15 protein-coding genes are annotated in these 18,797 nt (G+C 65.0%); 6 read left to right on the top strand and 9 right to left on the bottom strand.

Going from position 1 to position 18,797, the window contains the following annotated elements:
• Nucleotides 1–215: 215 nt before the first annotated feature.
• The 8 genes from pdxS to J2W14_RS01510 form a co-directional block, all read right to left on the bottom strand.
• A complete protein-coding gene (pdxS, locus tag J2W14_RS01545) occupies nucleotides 216–1,130 on the bottom strand; it encodes a pyridoxal 5'-phosphate synthase lyase subunit PdxS (RefSeq protein WP_307457382.1) in 915 nt (304 codons plus the stop codon).
• A gap of 103 nt (nucleotides 1,131–1,233) precedes the next feature.
• Nucleotides 1,234–2,607: an L-serine ammonia-lyase gene (locus tag J2W14_RS01540; RefSeq protein ID WP_307457379.1), complete on the bottom strand. Its 1,374-nt coding sequence runs from the start codon at nucleotides 2,605–2,607 to the stop codon at nucleotides 1,234–1,236.
• On the bottom strand, nucleotides 2,607–3,242 hold the full coding sequence (locus J2W14_RS01535; protein WP_307457376.1) for a sarcosine oxidase subunit gamma: 636 nt from the start codon (nucleotides 3,240–3,242) through the stop codon (nucleotides 2,607–2,609). The genes J2W14_RS01540 and J2W14_RS01535 overlap by 1 nt, the downstream gene beginning before the upstream one ends.
• Nucleotides 3,235–6,195: a sarcosine oxidase subunit alpha family protein gene (locus J2W14_RS01530; protein ID WP_307457373.1), complete on the bottom strand. Its 2,961-nt coding sequence runs from the start codon at nucleotides 6,193–6,195 to the stop codon at nucleotides 3,235–3,237. The genes J2W14_RS01535 and J2W14_RS01530 overlap by 8 nt, the downstream gene beginning before the upstream one ends.
• Nucleotides 6,192–6,587 carry a sarcosine oxidase subunit delta gene (locus J2W14_RS01525; protein ID WP_307457370.1) on the bottom strand — a complete coding sequence of 132 codons (396 nt, stop codon included), beginning with the start codon at nucleotides 6,585–6,587 and terminating at the stop codon, nucleotides 6,192–6,194. The genes J2W14_RS01530 and J2W14_RS01525 overlap by 4 nt, the downstream gene beginning before the upstream one ends.
• A gap of 14 nt (nucleotides 6,588–6,601) precedes the next feature.
• Nucleotides 6,602–7,822, bottom strand: coding sequence for a sarcosine oxidase subunit beta family protein (locus J2W14_RS01520; RefSeq protein WP_307457366.1), 1,221 nt, complete (start codon nucleotides 7,820–7,822; stop codon nucleotides 6,602–6,604).
• Complete coding sequence (gene glyA, locus J2W14_RS01515) at nucleotides 7,822–9,120, bottom strand: serine hydroxymethyltransferase (RefSeq protein WP_307458263.1); 1,299 nt, start codon at nucleotides 9,118–9,120, stop codon at nucleotides 7,822–7,824. The genes J2W14_RS01520 and glyA overlap by 1 nt, the downstream gene beginning before the upstream one ends.
• A 203-nt stretch (nucleotides 9,121–9,323) precedes the next feature.
• Entirely contained in the window at nucleotides 9,324–10,004 is a 681-nt protein-coding gene (locus J2W14_RS01510; RefSeq protein ID WP_307457363.1) for a GntR family transcriptional regulator, read from the bottom strand.
• Between the two features lie 118 nt (nucleotides 10,005–10,122).
• Here J2W14_RS01510 and purU point away from each other — a divergent pair, with 118 nt between their 5' ends.
• The 5 genes from purU to J2W14_RS01485 all read left to right on the top strand — a co-directional run bounded on the left by purU (nucleotide 10,123) and on the right by J2W14_RS01485 (nucleotide 17,014).
• Complete coding sequence (gene purU, locus J2W14_RS01505) at nucleotides 10,123–11,037, top strand: formyltetrahydrofolate deformylase (protein ID WP_307457360.1); 915 nt, start codon at nucleotides 10,123–10,125, stop codon at nucleotides 11,035–11,037.
• A 54-nt stretch (nucleotides 11,038–11,091) separates the two neighbouring features.
• Nucleotides 11,092–13,584, top strand: coding sequence for a GcvT family protein (locus J2W14_RS01500; protein ID WP_307457358.1), 2,493 nt, complete (start codon nucleotides 11,092–11,094; stop codon nucleotides 13,582–13,584).
• A 126-nt stretch (nucleotides 13,585–13,710) separates the two neighbouring features.
• Nucleotides 13,711–14,337 carry a cyclodeaminase/cyclohydrolase family protein gene (locus J2W14_RS01495; RefSeq protein WP_307457356.1) on the top strand — a complete coding sequence of 209 codons (627 nt, stop codon included), beginning with the start codon at nucleotides 13,711–13,713 and terminating at the stop codon, nucleotides 14,335–14,337.
• On the top strand, nucleotides 14,334–15,209 hold the full coding sequence (locus tag J2W14_RS01490; RefSeq protein ID WP_307457354.1) for a bifunctional 5,10-methylenetetrahydrofolate dehydrogenase/5,10-methenyltetrahydrofolate cyclohydrolase: 876 nt from the start codon (nucleotides 14,334–14,336) through the stop codon (nucleotides 15,207–15,209). The genes J2W14_RS01495 and J2W14_RS01490 overlap by 4 nt, the downstream gene beginning before the upstream one ends.
• Nucleotides 15,210–15,331: 122 nt before the next feature.
• On the top strand, nucleotides 15,332–17,014 hold the full coding sequence (locus J2W14_RS01485; RefSeq protein ID WP_307457350.1) for an anthranilate synthase component I family protein: 1,683 nt from the start codon (nucleotides 15,332–15,334) through the stop codon (nucleotides 17,012–17,014).
• Between the two features lie 31 nt (nucleotides 17,015–17,045).
• Here the strand turns inward: J2W14_RS01485 and J2W14_RS01480 are convergent, their stop codons facing one another.
• The gene (locus tag J2W14_RS01480) at nucleotides 17,046–17,741 is read right to left on the bottom strand and encodes a GntR family transcriptional regulator (protein WP_307458261.1); all 696 of its coding nucleotides are present in this window, start codon (nucleotides 17,739–17,741) and stop codon (nucleotides 17,046–17,048) included.
• 180 nt (nucleotides 17,742–17,921) lie between these two features.
• On the opposite strand from J2W14_RS01480, the gene J2W14_RS01475 reads away from it, so the two are divergent.
• Nucleotides 17,922–18,791, top strand: a complete 870-nt coding sequence (locus J2W14_RS01475) for a methylenetetrahydrofolate reductase (RefSeq protein WP_307457348.1) — start codon at nucleotides 17,922–17,924, stop codon at nucleotides 18,789–18,791.
• The last annotated feature ends 6 nt before the right edge of the window (nucleotides 18,792–18,797 follow it).

Below are 18,797 nucleotides of genomic sequence, written 5' to 3'. Positions count from 1 at the left end.
TTAATCGATCGCTCTGAAACGAGTGCTGCCGCCCCCTGCAACCCGGCGCCTGCCAACTCAAATACGTCACCGGTGCTGAGGTAATTGTCGGGCTTTGTGTCGCCGTGCCGCCGTCGAGCGAAAACGTCCACTGTGTGGCCCGGCAACCGGGCCCGGTCGCTGCGCAGCCCACGTCCAGTCGAGGTCTTCTCCGGGCTCGTAGCCAACATGATCCGCTACCAGCCGCGCTGGGCCAGGCGGTGCGGTTCCGGGATCTCGTCCACGTTGATGCCGACCATGGCCTCGCCCAGGCCGCGGGAGGCCTTGGCGATCTCTTCCGGGTCGTCATAGTAGGCAGTGGCCCTGACGACGGCGGCGGCGCGCTGGGCCGGGTTGCCGGACTTGAAGATGCCGGAGCCGACGAAGACACCGTCGGCGCCGAGTTGCATCATCATCGCGGCGTCGGCCGGGGTGGCGATGCCGCCGGCGGTGAACAGGACCACGGGGAGCTTGCCGGTGGCGGCAACTTCCTTGACCAGTTCGTACGGGGCCTGCAGTTCCTTGGCGGCGACGTAGAGCTCGTCCTCGGCCATGCCGGCCAGACGCTTGATCTCCGCACGGATCTGGCGCATGTGGGTGGTGGCGTTGGAGACGTCGCCGGTGCCGGCCTCGCCCTTGGAGCGGATCATGGCCGCGCCCTCGTTGATGCGGCGCAGGGCCTCACCGAGGTTGGTGGCGCCGCAGACGAACGGAATGGTGAAGTTCCACTTGTCGATGTGGTGGGCGTAGTCGGCCGGGGTCAGGACCTCGGACTCGTCGATGTAGTCCACACCGAGGGTCTGAATGACCTGGGCCTCGACGAAGTGGCCGATCCGGACCTTCGCCATGACCGGGATGGACACGGCCGCGATGATCGCCTCGATCATGTCGGGATCGGACATGCGGGACACGCCGCCCTGGGCGCGGATGTCGGCCGGAACGCGTTCCAGCGCCATGACCGCCACGGCGCCGGCATCCTCAGCGATGCGGGCCTGCTCGACGTTGACGACGTCCATGATGACGCCGCCCTTGAGCATCTCCGCCATGCCGCGCTTGACGCGGCTGCTGCCAGCGACGGCGACGTGTTCGTACGGGAGTGGTCTAAGAGGCACTTCTTGCTCCAAACGGGCGGGATGCCTGCAAGGCCAGGCATTTACTAATGGGACAAGCCCCGAGATGTCTGTTCACACTCGGGGCCACCGGCACTTCACGGGCTCAGCACTCGATGACGTTGACCGCGAGGCCACCGCGTGACGTCTCCTTGTACTTGGTCATCATGTCCGCTCCGGTCTCCCGCATGGTCTTGATGGCTTTATCGAGGGAAACCTTGTGGCTGCCGTCGCCGTGGAGGCACAAGCGGGCGGCGTTGATGGCTTTGACGCTGGCGATGGCGTTGCGTTCGATGCACGGGATCTGCACCAGCCCGCCCACTGGGTCGCAGGTCAGGCCCAGGTTGTGTTCGATCCCGACTTCGGCGGCGTTTTCCACCTGTTCGGGCGTCCCGCCCAGGACCTCACAGAGCCCCGCGGCGGCCATGGAGCAGGCGGAACCGACTTCGCCCTGGCAGCCGACCTCGGCCCCGGAGATGGAGGCGTTGATCTTGAACAGGATTCCGACTGCGGCTGCCGTGAGCAGGAAGCGGATGACGCCGTCGTCGTTGGCTCCGGGGACAAACTTGACGTAGTAGTGCAGTACTGCGGGCACGATCCCGGCCGCTCCGTTGGTCGGGGCGGTGACGATCCGCCCGCCGGCCGCGTTTTCCTCATTGACAGCGAGGGCGAAGAGGTTCACCCACTCCATCGCCCGGAGCGGATCGGTGACGCCGGTGTCCGCCGTCAGGGTCTTGAAGAGCGACGGCGCCCGGCGTCTGACGTTCAGCCCGCCGGGAAGGATTCCTTCGGCGGCGCAGCCATTGTCCACGCACTGGCGCATGACCGCCCAGAGTTTCAGCAGCTTCTCGCGAAGCTCCGCTTCGCTGCGCCAGGTGAGTTCGTTGGCCAACATGACGTCGGAGATGGACATGCCCTCCCGTTTACAGATGGCCAGGAGTTCGTCGGCGGTCGCGAACGGGTAAGGAAGGATGGTGGCGTCAGATACCACCTGGTCTCCGGCGTCAGCGTCGCCGTCAACAACGAAGCCGCCCCCGACTGAATAGAAGCTCCGTTCGCTGAGGACGGCGCCGGTGTGGTCCAGCGCCCGGAACGTCATGCCGTTGGGGTGGGCCGGCAGGGACTTGCGCCGGTGCAGCACCACGTCCTCGTCCCAGTTGAAGTCCACCCGGTGCTCCCCGCCGATCCGGAGTTCGGCATCCAGGGCAGCGGCGGCCACCTGGTCATCGGCGGTGGCAGTGTCCACGGTTTCCGGATCCAGCCCTTGAAAGCCCAGGACAACGGCCTTGTCCGAACCGTGGCCCCTGCCGGTGGCCCCGAGGGAGCCGAACAGCTCGGCCTGGACCCGTTTGGTGGAGCTTAGGTGTCCGTCGCTTTTGAGTCCGTCGGCGAACAGCTTCGCCGCCCGCATCGGGCCCACCGTGTGGGAGGAGGAGGGCCCGATGCCAACAGAGAACAGGTCCAGGGCGCTAAGCGCCATCAGGGCACCTCGGGGGACGCGTACTCGCGCATGCCGTCGAGGAGCCAGCGGCCCAGGAACTCCGCAAAGGAGGCGCGCGGGAAGATCCGGAAGCTGTCCTCCCCGGTCTTCTCCAGCACCACGGGGATGTTACCGACCTCCGTGGCCAGCGCCGTTCCCGGGGTGAAGCTACGGGGGTGCAGGTCCAGGGCGCAGCCCTTTTCCAGCACTGCCCGGGCTCGTGGGCCGGAGAGTTCGAACGTGGTGCGGTTTGCGGAGAGGTCCACCACCTGGCCCGGGGCGTTGCCCAGGGCGGCTGTGAGGGAACCGATGAGGTTGCCGTCCAGGGAGTCATGGGCCTCCTCCGGTGCCACCACCAGGAACTCGGACGGCCCCAGCCAGAGGACGCTGATGCTGTCCGTGCCGGCCACCTCGCCGCAACGGGCCGGCAGGCCGCCGGTGACGGCGGCGATCCGCGAGCCTTCCGCGGAGCCGGGGGCGACGCGGACCCCGGCCATGGTCTGGAACGGGCCTTCCTTCAGGACCACCGTTCCCGGCACGGAGCCGGCTTCCAGGGCCTCGGCCAGGTGCGAGGCCGGGCTGCGGCGGATGTCCCGAAGTCCATTGAAGCCTGTGAGTGCTGCGGTGTTAGCCATCTTTGCGGGTCCCTTCGGGGTCAAAAAGTACGGTTTCGGCGACAACAACGTCCACCAGCTGGTCACCTGCGGCGGCCACGAGAGTCTCGCCGATGCGGTTGCGGCCGTTCTTGATCAGGGCCAGGGCGAACGAGCGGCCGAGCGCGGCGCTGTGGTAGCTCGAGGTCACGAAGCCCTGCATGGGGACGGGTCCGTCAGCGGGGTTCGTTGTGATCCCCTTTTCCACGAGCTGGGTTCCTTCCGGCAGCCGCAGCGATCCGTCCACGGGAAGGACGCTGACCAGGTGCTTGCGGTCCGTGCGGCTGGCGTCCTTGCGGGCGTAGGAGCGCTTGCCGATGAAGTCTTTGGCCTTGGAGACGATCCATTCCATCCCGGCGTCCTGCGGGGTCACTGTCCCGTCGGTGTCCTGGCCGACGATCGGGTAGCCCTTTTCGGCACGCAGCACGTGCATGGTTTCGGTGCCGTACGGGGTGATGTTGAATTCCGCACCGGCCGCTGCCACGGCTTCCCAGGTGTTCAGGCCGTACCAGGCCGGCACATTGATCTCGTACGCCAGTTCGCCGGAGAAGGAGATCCGGCAGATCCGCGCCTGCACGCCGGAGGCGAGGGTGGTTTCCCGGAAGGTCATGAACGGGAAGGCTTCGGCGTCGAGCCCGCCGCCTGCGGCGAGTTCGGGCGCCACCTTGGCGATGACCGCCCGCGATTTGGGCCCCACGACGGCGATCGTGGTCCACTGTTCGGTCACCGAGGTGCAGTGCACGTCCAGGTCGGGCCATTCGGTTTGCAGCCATTCCTCGAGCCAGTCCAGCACCTTCGCGGCGCCGCCGGTGGTGGTGGTCATGAAGTACCGGTCCTCGTCGAGGCGAAGGGTCACGCCGTCGTCGAAGATCATGCCGTCCGCCATGCACATCACGCCGTAGCGGGCCGATCCGGGGGCGAGCTTCTTGAACGCGTTGGTGTAGACCCGGTTGAGGAACTCACCCGCGTCCTTGCCCCGGATCTCGATCTTGCCCAGGGTGGTGGCGTCCATAAAGCCCACGGACTCGCGGACGGCGGCGCATTCGCGGAACACCGCGGAGTCCATGTCCTCGCCGTCCTGCGGGTAGTACCAGGGGCGCTTCCACTGCCCGACATCTTCGAACAGGGCACCCCTGGCGACGTGCCACGGGTGGATCGAGGTGACGCGGGCGGGGTCGAACAGTTCGCCGCGCTGGCGTCCCGCGAGTGCCGCGAACGCCACCGGCGTGAACGGTGCCCGGTAGGTGGTGGTGCCGATGTCGCCGATGCCCCGGGACGCTTCGCCGGCCTGGCGCAGTGCCGCGGCGATGACGCCGATCGCGTTGACGCCGGAGGTCTTGCCCTGGTCGTTGGCGGTGCTGATCGAGGTGTAGCGCTTGATGTGTTCCACGGACCTCATGCCCGCTCCGGTGGAGCGCAGCACGTCGGCCACGGACTGGTCACGCTGGAAGTCCACGAAGTGGTGGTGCCAGTCATCCGGCGTGCCCTCCTGGCCCGGGACCAGCCACAGCTGCCGGGTCGGGGCGGACGCCTTCGGTTCCGCAAGGGCCAGCGGGCCGGCTCCTGCGCCGGAATTGTCGGGGCTGAAGCCGGCGGCCATGGCTGCCGCGGTTCCGGCGGAGATGCCTTCGGCGAGACAGTCGCCGAGGTCGAAGCTGCCGCGCCCGGAGCCGACGGTCTGCTGGTTCGGGACCAGGGTGCTGGGCACGAAGGCGGCCAGATCCTCGTCCCAGCGCAGCTTGCCCTGCCGCTGGGAGTGGAGGTGGACCAGCGGGCTCCAGCCGCCCGAGACGGCCAGCAGGTCGCAGGCGATCTCTTCGATGCCGGAGGTGAGGTCGCCGTCGTCGTTGATGCTGCGGACCGTCACGCTCCCAACCCGGCCGTCGGCGGAACCGGAAGCTGTGGCGGCCACGGCGCTGCCGATCAGCACGCGGGTGCCCGCTTCGGCGGAGGCTGCGGCGACGTTTGTGAGCTTGGCGCGGGCGTCCACGACGGCGGCGACCTTCACGCCGGCGGCACGCAGGTCCGCGGCGAGGGCGTAGGCGCTGTCGTTGGTGGTGCCGATGACCACGCGCTGCCCGGCGGCCACCGCGTAGCGGTTGAGATAGCTGCGGACGGCCGAGGCGAGCATGATGCCGGGCCGGTCGTTGTTCTCAAAGACCAGCGGGCGTTCGTGGGCGCCGGGGGCCAGAACCACCTGGTTGGCGCGGATGTGCCAGATCCGCTGCCGTGACACCCCGGAAGCGGCGGGGCTGGACAGGTGGTCGGTGCGGTTCTGGACGGCGATGACGTAGTTGGCATCGTAGGCGCCGAAGGCGGTGGTGCGGTTCAGGACGGTGCACTCGGCGCCGGAGACGAGCTCCGCTTCGACGTCCGCCACCCATTCCAGGGCAGGCTTGCCCTCTATGGTCTCGGCCAGGTCCGGCGCGGTGGGGCCGGACAGCAGCGATCCGCCCAGTTCGGGCTGATCATCCAACAGCATGACGCGGGCACCGGTGCGTGCGGCCTCGCGGGCCGCGGCCAGGCCGGCGGGGCCGCCACCGATGACCAGCACGTCGGTGTGGACGTACTTCTTGTCGTACTCGGCGCGGTCCTCCTCCGGGTCCAGGCGGCCCAGGCCGTTGAGCAGCTCTGCCTTCAGGCCGTCCACCAGGGTGACGGTGGTGGCGGGGAGCATGGACTCGGCCACGTGGCCCGGGAACCGGGGGGCGACCTTGACCAGGGCGTTGGACTCCTCGACGCCGGCGGCCAAGATGCCGCGGGGCCGGTCCTCGTAGAGCGAGTTACCGACGGTGATCCGGCCGTTGGCGAGCAGGGCCGAGGCGAGCGTGTCGCCGGGGTGGCCGGTGAATTCCTCGCCGTCCACGGTGAAACGCCAGGAGATGGTGCGGTCGATGCGTCCGCCGGCAGCGAGGCGGGCGTTCTGGGAAGTCACTTGGTTGCTCCTTCCGGGGCGGTGGTGCTGGTGGCGGCGGTGCTGGGTGCGGCGTCACCGGTGGTGGTGCTGTCGGCGGCGGTGCTGGCGGTGCCGGATTCAGCCGCCGCCGGGATGGCGGTTGCCGGCCGGGAGGCGCCCATCGGGTAAATGGCCTGGATGTCGTACGTGACCGTGTCGCGGAGCATGTTGAACCACTGGCGGCAGCCGGTGCTGTGCAGCCAGCGCTCGGCGAAGGCGCCCTTGGTGTTGTCGCGGTAGAACAGGAACTCGGCCCATTCGCGGTCGTTCAGTTCGTTCGGGTTCTCCGGGTAGGGCACGTGGGCCTGGCCGCCGTAGTGGAACTCCGTCTCGTCGCGGGAACCGCAGTTGGGGCAGGAAATCAGAAGCATGTCCTTACCTCTCTCTAGTGGGCCACGGCGGCGGCGCCGTGTTCATCGATCAGGGCGCCGGTTTCGAAGCGCTCCAGGGCAAAGGGCTTGTTCAGCTCGTGCGGGGTGCCGGTGGCGATGGTGTGGGCGAACGTCAGGCCGGCCGCCGGGGTCCCCTTGAATCCGCCGGTGCCCCAGCCGCAGTTGACGAACATGTTCTCCACCGGGGAGGTGCCAACGATCGGGGAGGCGTCCAGGGTGGTGTCCACGATCCCGCCCCAGGTCCGGAGCACATGGGCCCGGGCGAAGATCGGGAAGAGTTCGACGGCGGCTGCCATCTGGTGCTCGATCACGTGGAAGGAGCCGCGCTGGCCGTAGCCGTTGTAGGAGTCGACGCCGGCGCCCATGACCAGTTCGCCCTTGTGCGCCTGGGAGACGTAGACGTGGACGTGGTTGGACATGACCACCGTGGGGTGGACCGGTTCGTGGAGTTCGGACACCAGTGCCTGCAGCGGGTGGGACTGGATGGGGAGCCGGAACCCGGCCATTTCCGCGAGAACCGAGCTGTGCCCGGCGGCGCAGAGGCCGACTTTTTCGGTGTTGATGGTGCCGCGGCTGGTCTTGACCCCCACCACCTTGTTTCCGTCCTTGACGAAGCCGGTGACCTCGCAGTTCTGGATGATGTCCACGCCGAGCTCATCGCATTTGCGGGCGAAGGCCCACGCGACATGGTCGTGCTTGGCGATGCCGGCGCGCGGCTGGTACGTGGCACCCATGACCGGGTAACGGATGTTGTCGTTGATGTTCAGGATGGGGCAGAGTTCCTTGACCTGCTGCGGGTCCAGCCACTCGGCGTCGACGCCGTTGAGCTTGTTGGCCCCGACCCGGCGGATGCTTTCGCGCACATCGCCCAGGGTGTGGGCGAGGTTCATGACCCCGCGCTGGCTGAACAGGAAGTCGTACTCGAGTTCCTCCGGCAGGATCTCCCAAAGTTTCAGGGCGTGCTCATAGATCGCCGCGGACTCGTCCCAGAGATAGTTGGAGCGGATGATCGTGGTGTTCCGGGCCATGTTGCCGCCGGCAAGCCAGCCCTTTTCCAGGATGGCGATGTTGGTCATCCCGTGGTTCTTGGCCAGGTAGTAGGCGGTGGCGAGGCCGTGCCCGCCGCCGCCGACAATCACGGCGTCGTAGCTCTTCTTGGGGTCCGGGTTGCGCCAGAGGAAATCCGGGTGTTCCGGAAGCTGGTCCGCGCTCATTATGCTGCCCCGTTCGTGTCAGCGGAGAGGTTCGGGTAAAGGGGGAACTTTTCTGCCAGGTTTTCAACCCGTTGCCGAAGTTCTGCTGCCGTGTCCTCGCTGAACTCGCGTTTGAGGGCTGCGGCAATAATGTCGGCCACTTCGGTGAACTCGGCTTTGCCAAAGCCACGCGTGGCAAGGGCCGGGGTGCCGATGCGAAGACCGGACGAGACCATGGGCGGGCGCGGGTCAAACGGGACGGCATTGCGGTTGACCGTGATGCCGATGCGGTGCAGGCGGTCTTCGCCCTGCTGGCCGTCCAGGTCCGAGCTCCGCAGGTCCACCAGGACCAGATGCACATCGGTGCCGCCGCTGACCACAGTCGCACCGGATTCGGCGACGTCTGCCGCCAACAGGCGTTCGGCGATGATGCTCGCACCTTCCAGGGTGCGCTCCTGGCGTTCCCGGAATTCGGGCTCCGCCGCGAGTTTGAAAGCGACAGCCTTCGCCGCGATCACGTGTTCCAGCGGTCCACCCTGCTGGCCGGGGAAAACCGCGGAGTTAACCTTCTTGGCGATGTCGGCGTCATTTGTCAGGATCACACCACCACGGGGGCCGCCAAGGGTCTTGTGCGTGGTGCTCGTGACGATGTGGGCGTGCGGCACCGGGTTCGGGTGCAGCCCGGCTGCCACCAGACCGGCGAAATGCGCCATGTCCACCATCAGGTACGCGCCGACCAGGTCGGCGATCCGGCGGAACTCGGCGAAGTCCAGCTGGCGGGAGTAGGCGGACCAGCCGGCCACGATCAGACGCGGCTTGTTCTCAACGGCGAGGCGCTCCACCTCGGCCATGTCGATCTGCATGGTGTCCTCGCGAACGCCATACGGGACAACTTTGTACAGCTTCCCCGAGAAGTTGATCCGCATGCCGTGAGTCAGGTGGCCGCCGTGCGCGAGATTCAGCCCCAGGATGGTGTCACCGGGCTGGATGAGTGCGAACATGGCCGATGCATTGGCCTGCGCGCCGGAGTGGGGCTGGACATTAGCGAATTCGGAACCGAAGAGTGACTTGAGCCGGTCAATGGCCAACTGCTCGACGACGTCGACGTGCTCGCAGCCGCCGTAGTAGCGCTTGCCGGGGTAACCCTCGGCATACTTGTTGGTCAGGACAGATCCCTGCGCTTCCATAACGGCAGTCGGCGCAAAGTTTTCCGAGGCGATCATCTCCAGGGTGCCCTGCTGCCGCAGCAGTTCCTGCTGTATAGCGGCGTGGATCAGCGGATCGGTCTCTGCGAGCGAGCGGGTCAGAACGTCGACCATCATTTCTCCTAAGTCTGCTAACTAATATCCTGTTGATATATTAGTGTCGTGATTCAAGTATGCTATCCACTCCGATGGGTGTCAACAGATTTTCCGGCCGGTTTGGCCGGCAGAGCCAAGGGCCACAAAGAGACCAGGCGGCCGGGGCGGCTGAAGCACGGCCTCCCGGCCGCGCTTCAGCTCAAGGCCGCTGGAGATGTGGCCTAAGTGGCGAAAAGAGCTTCGCGTACAGCGTGCTCGAAGCCGCTGACGTGGATTCGCGCGAGCTCCGCCGCCAGGGCCTCATCCCCGTCGATAACCGCACGGAGCAGGTCCTCGTGCTCATGCACGTGGCGCGAAAGGTCGGGAAGGCGATCCAGGACCACGCACCAGATGCGTATCGCGAGATTGTCATAACGAATCAGAACGTCCTCGAGGTGGGGATTGCCGGCGGCGGCGTATATGCCTTGGTGCACCCGAGCATCCAGCCGCAGGGTTTCGACCGCGGATGCCGTACTGGTGTCGAAAGACTCCACAGCGCGCATAACACCCCGCAACCGCTCCCTCATCGAATCCGTCGCCACCCGCGCCGCCCGGGAGGCGGCAAGGGGTTCGAGCTGGGTGCGTATTTCGGAAATGAACGCAAGGTCGGTGACCTCCACCCGCGTCGCGAAAGTCCCCCGTCGCGGATAGGAAACTACCAGGCGATCGAGCTCCAGCCGCTTCAAGGCTTCACGTACCGGAGTCCGCCCGACGCCGAGGTCCTTGGCGAGGTCGTCGTCATTGAGGAGATCGCCGGGCTTGATGTCAAGCATCAGCAGCCGGTCCCTGATGCGCTCGTAAGCGACGTCGGCCAACGACCTCTTTGCCGCATCGTCGGCGATTGCCAGAACTTCAAAAGCCATAACGTGCCCCTTTTCACTCAAGCCTAGAAGGCTATTGACCTCACCCACCGACCAGTATACGCTGATTTCCACGCTAATATATCAGTAGTAGATCTTGAAATATATCTAAGGAGGAGACATGACCCTAGTGGCGACAGACTCATCTACCAGCACGCTGACTCAGTCGGAGGCTCGCGAGGACGACCAAACGCAGAAATTCGTGCTCACACTGTCGTGCGGCGAACGCGCGGGCATCGTCCAGGCGGTTACCACCTTCCTCTTTGAGCGTGGCTTCAACATCGACGAACACCAGCAGTTCGATGACGGCCTCCGCCAGACGCTGCATTTGCGCACCGCCTTCTCCGGCTCGGCGGACCACACCCCGGAGAGGCTCGAGGAAGAATTCCGTTCGATCGCCGACCGGTTCGACATGAAGTTCAGTTTTCACGACGAAACCAAGCAGCGCGTCATGGTGATGGTGTCCAAGTTCGGCCACTGCCTGAACGACCTGCTTTTCCGCTGGCGGGGCGGAAGTCTCGGAGGCGACATCGCCCTTATCGTTTCCAACCATGAAACCCACCGGGCCATGGCCGAGGCCGCGGGCCTCCCCTTCATCTACCTTCCAGTGACCCCTGAGACAAAGTTGGATGCCGAACGGCGCCTTTTGGAACTGGTGGATGAGCATAAAATCGACCTCGTAGTGCTCGCCCGGTATATGCAGGTTCTGTCCGACGACCTCTGCCGCTCCTTGGAAGGCCGGGCTATCAACATCCACCACTCATTCCTCCCCGGGTTCAAGGGTGCTCGCCCTTACCACCAGGCCTACGACCGTGGAGTCAAGCTCGTGGGCGCCACGGCCCACTACGTAACCGCGGAACTGGATGAGGGGCCAATCATCGAACAGGAAGTCATCAGGGTCGACCACAGCTACGGACCGACCGCGCTTTCAACGGTCGGACAGGACGCCGAGGCACTGGCACTGTCCCGCGCCGTGCGGTGGCACTGCGAACACCGTGTGCTGCTGGACCAAACCAGCACAGTCGTGTTCCGCTAAGCACGACCACCGAACCAGCAAAGACAACACACGAAGATCAGCAGGAGAAACCACATGGCATCGACGCCACGCATTGTCATTATCGGAGCTGGAATCGTCGGCACGAACCTGGCCGACGAACTGGTCACCCGGGGTTGGAACAACATCACTGTCCTGGACCAGGGACCGCTGAACATGCCCGGGGGCTCCACGTCCCACGCCCCCGGTCTCGTCTTTCAGACCAACGCCTCAAAGTCCATGGCACTCTTCGCCAAGTACACGGTGGAGAAGCTTCTGTCCTTAACCGAGGACGGCGTCAACTGCTTCAACCAGGTCGGCGGACTCGAGGTCGCCACCACCGAGACCCGTCTCGCGGACCTGAAGCGGAAGCTCGGATACGCCGCATCGTATGGAATCAGCGGCAAGATGCTTTCGCGTGAAGAGTGCATGGAGCTCTACCCGCTGCTGAACGAGGAAGACATCCTGGGCGGGCTCCATGTCCCCAGCGACGGCCTGGCCAACGCCGCCCGCGCCGTTCAGCTGCTGATCAAGCGTACGGAAGCCGCGGGCGTCAATTACCGGGGCAACACCACGGTCACGGGTATTGAACAGTCCGGCCGGCGCGTCACGGGCGTCGAGACGTCCGACGGTGTTATCCCCGCGGACATCGTGGTTTCCTGCGCAGGCTTCTGGGGGGCCAAGATCGGCGAGATGATCGGCATGTCCGTCCCCCTTCTGCCGTTGGCCCACCAGTACGTCAAAACCACTCCGGTGCCGGCATTGAAGGGCAAGAACGACCTGCCCAACGGCGCCTCCCTGCCCATCCTGCGACACCAGGACCAGGACCTTTACTACCGCGAGCACGGCGAACGCTACGGTATCGGTTCGTACGCGCACCGCCCCATGCCCGTGGACCTTGCGGACCTGGCCACCTACGAGCCGGCCGCGATCAGCGATCACAACATGCCGTCCCGGCTGGACTTCACCCTGGAAGACTTCCTCCCGGCGTGGGAAGCCACCAAGCGCATGCTGCCTGCGCTGCGGGAAAGCGACATCGAGGATGGCTTCAACGGCATCTTCTCCTTCACCCCCGACGGCGGATCCCTGGTGGGCGAGTCCAAGGAGTTGGATGGCTTCTTCGTCGCCGAAGCCGTCTGGGTGACCCACTCAGCCGGCATCGCCCGCGCCGTTGCCGAACTGCTGACCACCGGCAGGTCGGAGATCGATCTGGGTGACTGCGATATTCACCGCTTTGAAGAGGTCCAGCTGACCCCGGAATATGTCAGCGAAACGTCACAGCAGAATTTCGTTGAAATCTACGATGTCCTGCACCCGCTCCAGTCCAAGCTCTCCCCCCGCAACCTCCGGGTCAGCCCTTTTTACGCCCGCCACAAGGCCCTGGGAGGATTCTTCCTGGAGGGCGGCGGATGGGAACGCCCCTACTGGTTCGAAGCCAACGCGGACCTGCTGAAGGAGATGCCGGCTGAGTGGCAGCCCCCGGCCCGTGATGCCTGGTCAGGGATGTTCAGCTCGCCCATTGCAGCTGCGGAAGCTTGGAAGACCCGCACGGCAGTGGCCATGTACGACATGACTCCGCTCAAGCGCCTCGAGGTCTCCGGCCCGGGTGCACTGAAGCTGCTGCAGGAACTCACCACCGCGGACATGACAAAGAAGCCCGGCGCAGTCACCTACACCCTCCTGCTGGACCACGCCGGCGGCATCCGCAGCGACATCACCGTTGCCCGCCTGAGTGAAGACACCTTCCAGCTTGGAGCCAACGGAAACATCGATACCGCCTACTTTGAGCGGGCCGCACGCCACCAGACGGAAAGCGGTACGGCCAGCGACTGGGTACAGGTGCGCGACACGACAGGAGGCACCTGCTGCATCGGCCTGTGGGGCCCCCTGGCACGGGACCTCATCAGCACCGTCAGCAGCGACGATTTCTCCAACGATGGCCTCCGCTACTTCCGTGCCAAAAAGGTGGTCATCGGCGGCGTCACCGTCACCGCGATGCGCCTGTCCTACGTCGGCGAGCTGGGCTGGGAGCTCTACACCAGTGCGGACAATGGACAGCGCCTCTGGGATGCCCTGTGGAAGGCCGGACAGCCTCACGGCGTTATCGCCGCGGGCCGGGCCGCCTTCAGCTCGCTGCGTCTCGAAAAGGGTTACCGCTCGTGGGGCACTGACATGACCACCGAGCACGATCCCCTGGAAGCCGGCCTCGGGTTCGCCGTCAAGATGACCAAGGAGAGCTTCGTCGGAAAGGCCGCTTTGGAAGGCCGCACCGAGGAAGGCTCCGCCCGCCGCCTGCGCTGCCTGACGGTCGACGACGGCCGCAGCATCGTCCTGGGCAAGGAACCGGTGTTCTACAAGGACCAGGCGGTCGGCTATGTCACCAGTGCCGCCTACGGCTACACCGTCGCCAAGCCGATCGCCTACGCGTACCTCCCGGCCGCTGTCTCCGTGGGTGATTCAGTCGAGATCGAGTACTTCGGACGGCGCATCCAGGCCACAGTCACCGCAGATCCGCTGTACGACCCCTCAATGACCAGGCTCCGCGGCTAACCACGCGCCGGACCATTGAAGGGCGCGCGGCCCGGACTCCCTCGAACCAGAGTCCGGGCCGCCGCTCTTCCATGGCTCGTCCCACACCCCGCTTAGTCGACTCGAGCTTCAGCCCAGGGAGACAACATGATCAGTTCAGAAACAATCAGCGAGTACCTCGCCAGCCTTGCCGCACGCGAACCCACCCCAGGCGGCGGCGCAGCCGCGGCCCTCCACGCCGCTCAGGGGGCGGCGCTCGTCGCCATGGTCGCCAGATACACCACCGGTGCGAAATACGAGCAGCACGCCGAGCTCGTTCAAAGGACCATCACCGCCGCCGACGGACTCGTAGTGGAGGCCCTGCGCCTGGCCGACGCTGACAAACATGCGTTCCAGGGCGTCATCGATTCGTACAAACTTCCGTCCGGCCAGGAAGATCTCAGGGCCGCACGAACGGCGTCCATCCAGGAAGCCCTCATCCTGGCCGCGCAACCGCCCGCACAGCTCATCAAGGTCGCCGGTGCCATCGTGGATCTTGCCACGGAACTCTTCGAGGTCGCGAACGCCAACGTGATCAGCGACATCGCCGCGGCCGCCGACGCAGCCCGCGCAGCCGCCACCACGGCCCGGGTGAACATCGACATCAACGTGGTGGCCATCAAAGACGCCGCAGCCCGTTCACGGTTGGCTGGCCAAACCGACGGCCTGGAAGAAAAGGTCGTCCTGGCGGCGGACTCCCTCGTACGGCGTGTGCGCGAAAGGATTCTCGGTTGAGCACCTCACTCCTCTCCGGAAAAACACTGGCCAAGACCATTCAGCAGAAAGCCCAGGATGAGGCCCGGGGCCTTGAGGCCGACGGGCTGCACCCAACGCTCGCGGTGGTTGTGGCCACGGACGACGGCTCCACGCACTGGTATGTCCGGTCCATCGAACGGGCCGCGGAAAGGGCCGGGATCAGTTGCCGCATTGTGGACCTTGGCCACGATGCTACCGGGGAGGTCTTGGCCGCCGCACTAAAGGACCTCAGCGCTGATCCGTCGGTGAACGGCATCATCCTCCAGACGCCTCTGCCTCCTGGTGTCGAGACAGATGTGCTGGTCGGGCATATTGACCCGGAGAAGGACATCGATGGCGCGAACCCGTTGAGTCTTGGCCGGCTGGCTGTCGGGCAGCCGTCGTTCGCGCCGGCTACGGCCCGCGCCGTAATCGAAATCCTTGACCATTTCGACATCCCGCTCGCGGGCCGGAACGTCGTCATCATTGGCCGTTCCGCCGTCGTGGGGAAGCCGTTGTCCCTGCTGCTGCTGGAACGTGACGCGGCCATTACCGTCTGCCACTCCAAGTCAGGTCCGCTGGAGAAATACACCAAGACCGCCGACGTCGTGGTCGTCGCAGCCGGGCGGACCGGCCTGCTCAAAGGCGACCACGTTTCTTCCGCTGCCGTAGTGATCGACGTCGGCACCAACGTCCTTCCCGACGGCTCCCTCGTGGGGGATGTCGACGAAGCCAGCGTGCGTGGCGTTGCCGCGGCACTGACACCTGTCCCCGGCGGCGTCGGCTCCGTCACCACTTCCCTGCTTCTCCTGCATACAACCGAGGCCGCGCGGAAACAGTCGCGCACTTTGGTCCTTGGAACTGCCGGGTGATCCACGGCAGGGACAGCTGCCGGCACCCGGAATCCGTTGTCGTGGCCGTCGAAGGCGGGAATACGCCTGAAGGGCTAGCCTTTGTTTCCGCGCTCGAAACGGTGTTGAGTTCCTTCTGCACGGTGCGAACTCAACCCGGCCGGAAGGTGCTGCACGCGCCCGGCGAATGCCCCGAAGTTGTCCTCGTGACCAGCCGGGGCGACACCCGAGACTGCCTGCTCCGAATACTCGCCGGGCCGAAGAACGGCCGGGTCGGGGTGCCTGCTGAAGTCACAGTCCTGGACCCTTCGCATCCTGAAGCGCCCGTTCACGCTGCCGAGGCCCTGGCCCAGCTTCCCGCTCTCTCCGCTGTTCGCGGTCTCCGGACACTGCCTGCCACCCCCGCCCTCCAATGTGTGCCGCTGGCGGACTACCCGGATCCGGAAGCAGCCTTCCACGAGCTCTACGGGCTGTCCAGCCACCGCGTCTGGCTGGACAGTTCGAACGCGGCAACGGACCCCGTGGCCGGACGTAACCGCTACAGCATCATGGCCGACGATTCCGGCGCCCGCGGAATGAGGGCGCAGCACCTGAACGGCGTAACCATCATGGAATCAAAGCTGGTGATAGCGAGGTTCCAGGGTCCCTTCTTCAGCTGGCTGGACAGGAATTGGCACAGCAGCCAGGCACCGGTGCCCATTCTTCCCCCCGGTTTGGGGTTCGCCCTCGGCTGGCTGGGCTACCTGGGTTACGAGCTCAAACGCGAGTGTGGCGGAAACGCGGTGGAATCGCCCCTGCCAGATGCCTCATTGATCCGTTGCAGCCGGGCCGTGGTGTTCGACCACGAGGCACGTTGCCTGTACCTTCTTGCGGAAGCCGGCGCAGAAGGCCAGCAATGGTGCAGGAACGTCGCCCGACGCATCCGGCGCCTGCCTTCCGCGCCCCGGCCCCTCAGCAGCCGGTTGCCGGCCGTGCAGTTCAGCGCAGCGGACTCCGGCCAGTCCTACCTTCAAAAAATCGCAGCGTCCCAGGACGAAATCGTGCAGGGAAACTCCTACGAGGTGTGCCTCACGACCCAGATCTTTACCAATCTCCGCGAGAGCATGGATCCGTGGGACTTATACCGCAGACTCCGCCGGGCCAGCCCGGCGCCGTTCGCAAGCCTCGTCCAGCTTGGTGCAGTGACCATCGCGAGTTCCTCCCCGGAGCGGTTCCTCAGTATCACCGCGGGCGGTCGCGTCCGTGCCGAACCCATCAAGGGAACCCGACGGCGGGACACGTCGCCCCGGGCGGACAGGCAGTTGAAGCATGACCTGATGACCTCGGCAAAGGACAGGGCGGAGAACATCATGATCGTGGATCTGATGCGAAACGACCTGTCCCGCCATGCCGAACCGGGAACGGTTTCTGTGACCCGGCTCTGCGAAGTGGAGACTTACACGACGGTGCACCAGCTGGTAAGCACCATAGAGGCCACAATTGCCCGTGGCCGGTCAAGGACGGCTGTTGTTGCGGCTGCTTATCCTCCCGGCTCCATGACCGGGGCACCCAAGATCAGCAGCATGGCCATCCTCGACGCATTGGAATCCCAACCGCGCGGACCCTATTCAGGTGTGGTTGGCTATTTTTCCCCAAACGGCGCGGCAGACCTTTCGGTCACCATTCGCAGCGGAGTCTTCCACACCCCTCCTGCGGAACGGCAGCGGCTGTCCGTGGGTATCGGTGGGGCCATTACAGCCGATTCCGACCCGGACGATGAGCTGGCAGAGATCCACACAAAAGCCAAGGCCATCCTTGGCGTTCTAGGCGCCGTTTTTCCCGGTTGAGGTCATGCCGTGCGGCTCCAGGCCAGGTGGTTTACAGGACGGCCCTGATCAGATTCTCGAAGTCGGCCACGTGCTGGGTGGTCAGCCGTGCAGCTGCTTCGGAATCCCCTTCCGCGATGCATTCGAGAAGCTCAATATGCTGGGCGATATGCTCCGACACTGGCGGGAGCTTTTCCAGCACAAGGCTCCAAATCCTCGTTGCCAGGTTGTCGTATCGAATCAGGACTTCTTCGAGGTGCCGACTTCCAGTGGCCCGATAGATCATCCGGTGGACCCGCATATCCAAACGCATGAGATCCCGTTGCGAGTGCATCCCCGGCAGAAGCTGCCCGACTTCCCGGGCAAAATCCCTAAGGTCCTGCCGAAGCTGCGGCGACGCCATCCGCGCAGCGCGCGCTGCAGCTGCCGGCTCTAGAAGTTGGCGTATCTCGGAGATTTCAGCCAGATCAGTTATGTCCACGCCCGCGGCGAATGTTCCCCGCCGGGGATAGGCCACCACCAAATGGTCGCTCTCGAGCCGCTTCATAGCTTCCCGGATCGGCGTTCTGCCTACCCCGAGGCGCTTGGAAATCACTTCATCGTTGAGGGGTTCACCCGGTTTGATGTCCAGAACGATTAATTCGTCGCACAGGACCCTATAGGCGAAGTCGGCGAAGGACTCTTCGTCGTGCCTCCCCGGCAGATACGGTCCTCCCGCATCCACGGGTAATCCGCCACCACTTGCCATTTTCAAGTCCCCTCCCGAAGTACGACTGAGCCTTGACGTGGAGGCTCCATGAACATAGTATTCCTAGAACTGATATATCACTATATGAGCATAGGAATGTCAAGCCTTGCCCCGGGTTCCCGAATGGATGCGGCCCTCCCCAACGGGCAGAGTACGGGTTGGCTCAAAGAACGGAGCGCAATGAGCAAGGAAGCTGCTGCAAGGGTGCGGCTGGAAGTTGTGCCGTCTGCTGATCTGCTCAGCCAACTCCCCCTGGCCCTCGGTGCTCCGGGTTCTGTCAGTGTGACGTGTCTTCCGCATCACGGTCCCGCCCGGACCGTAGAAGCATCCATAAATCTCGCGCTACTGGGCTACCACACTGTTCCCCATCTCGCCGCCCGTAGCATTACCAGCCAGGCCGAGCTGCATTCCCTGCTACGGCAACTGCAGGGCGCGGGAGTTTCCGAGCTGTTCCTCGTTGCGGGTGACCGGCGCACGCCTGCGGGTCCCTACTCATGGAGCGGACAACTCCTGGAGGCGGTCAAGGCGTACTCGCCTGAGTTCTCCTTGGGCATTGCCGGCTACCCCGAAGGCCACCCCGAGCTTAGCCAGGAGCAGCTCATGAGCAGCCTCCGGGCCAAGGCGCCGATGGCCTCCTCACTGGTTACTCAGATGTGCTTTTCCGCGCAGGCAATCAGCCGTTACCTCCATGCGATCCGCAAAAACGACGTAATGCTTCCGGTATGGGTTGGGGTCCCGGGTCCGGTCTCCATCAAGAAGCTGGTGTCCATGGGGGCGCGCCTCGGCGTAGGCCGCTCCATCAAGCTGGCCCGCGGGACAGGAATGGCGCGTGCTCTGCGGAGGCGTGGCGACTTTAACTACGACAGTGCCCAGCTCATCCGCCAGGTTCACCACGAGCTGGCGGGCGATCCTCTTTTTGCCGGGTTCCACGTTTATACCTTCAACGACCTGTCGCGCCTCCCGGGCCTCGTGGACAGTCTGCCGACGCAGCAGCCGAGCACATTGCCTCAAAGAGTCGCAGCCCATACCCTTTTTCCTGCCAAGATCTGAAGGGAA

It is taken from the genome of Pseudarthrobacter oxydans, from assembly GCF_030812335.1.
GTDB classification, from domain to species: Bacteria; Actinomycetota; Actinomycetes; order Actinomycetales; family Micrococcaceae; genus Arthrobacter; species Arthrobacter oxydans_B.
Note: the sequence above shows the minus strand (reverse complement) of the source record. Positions and strands in the feature narration are given on the sequence as shown.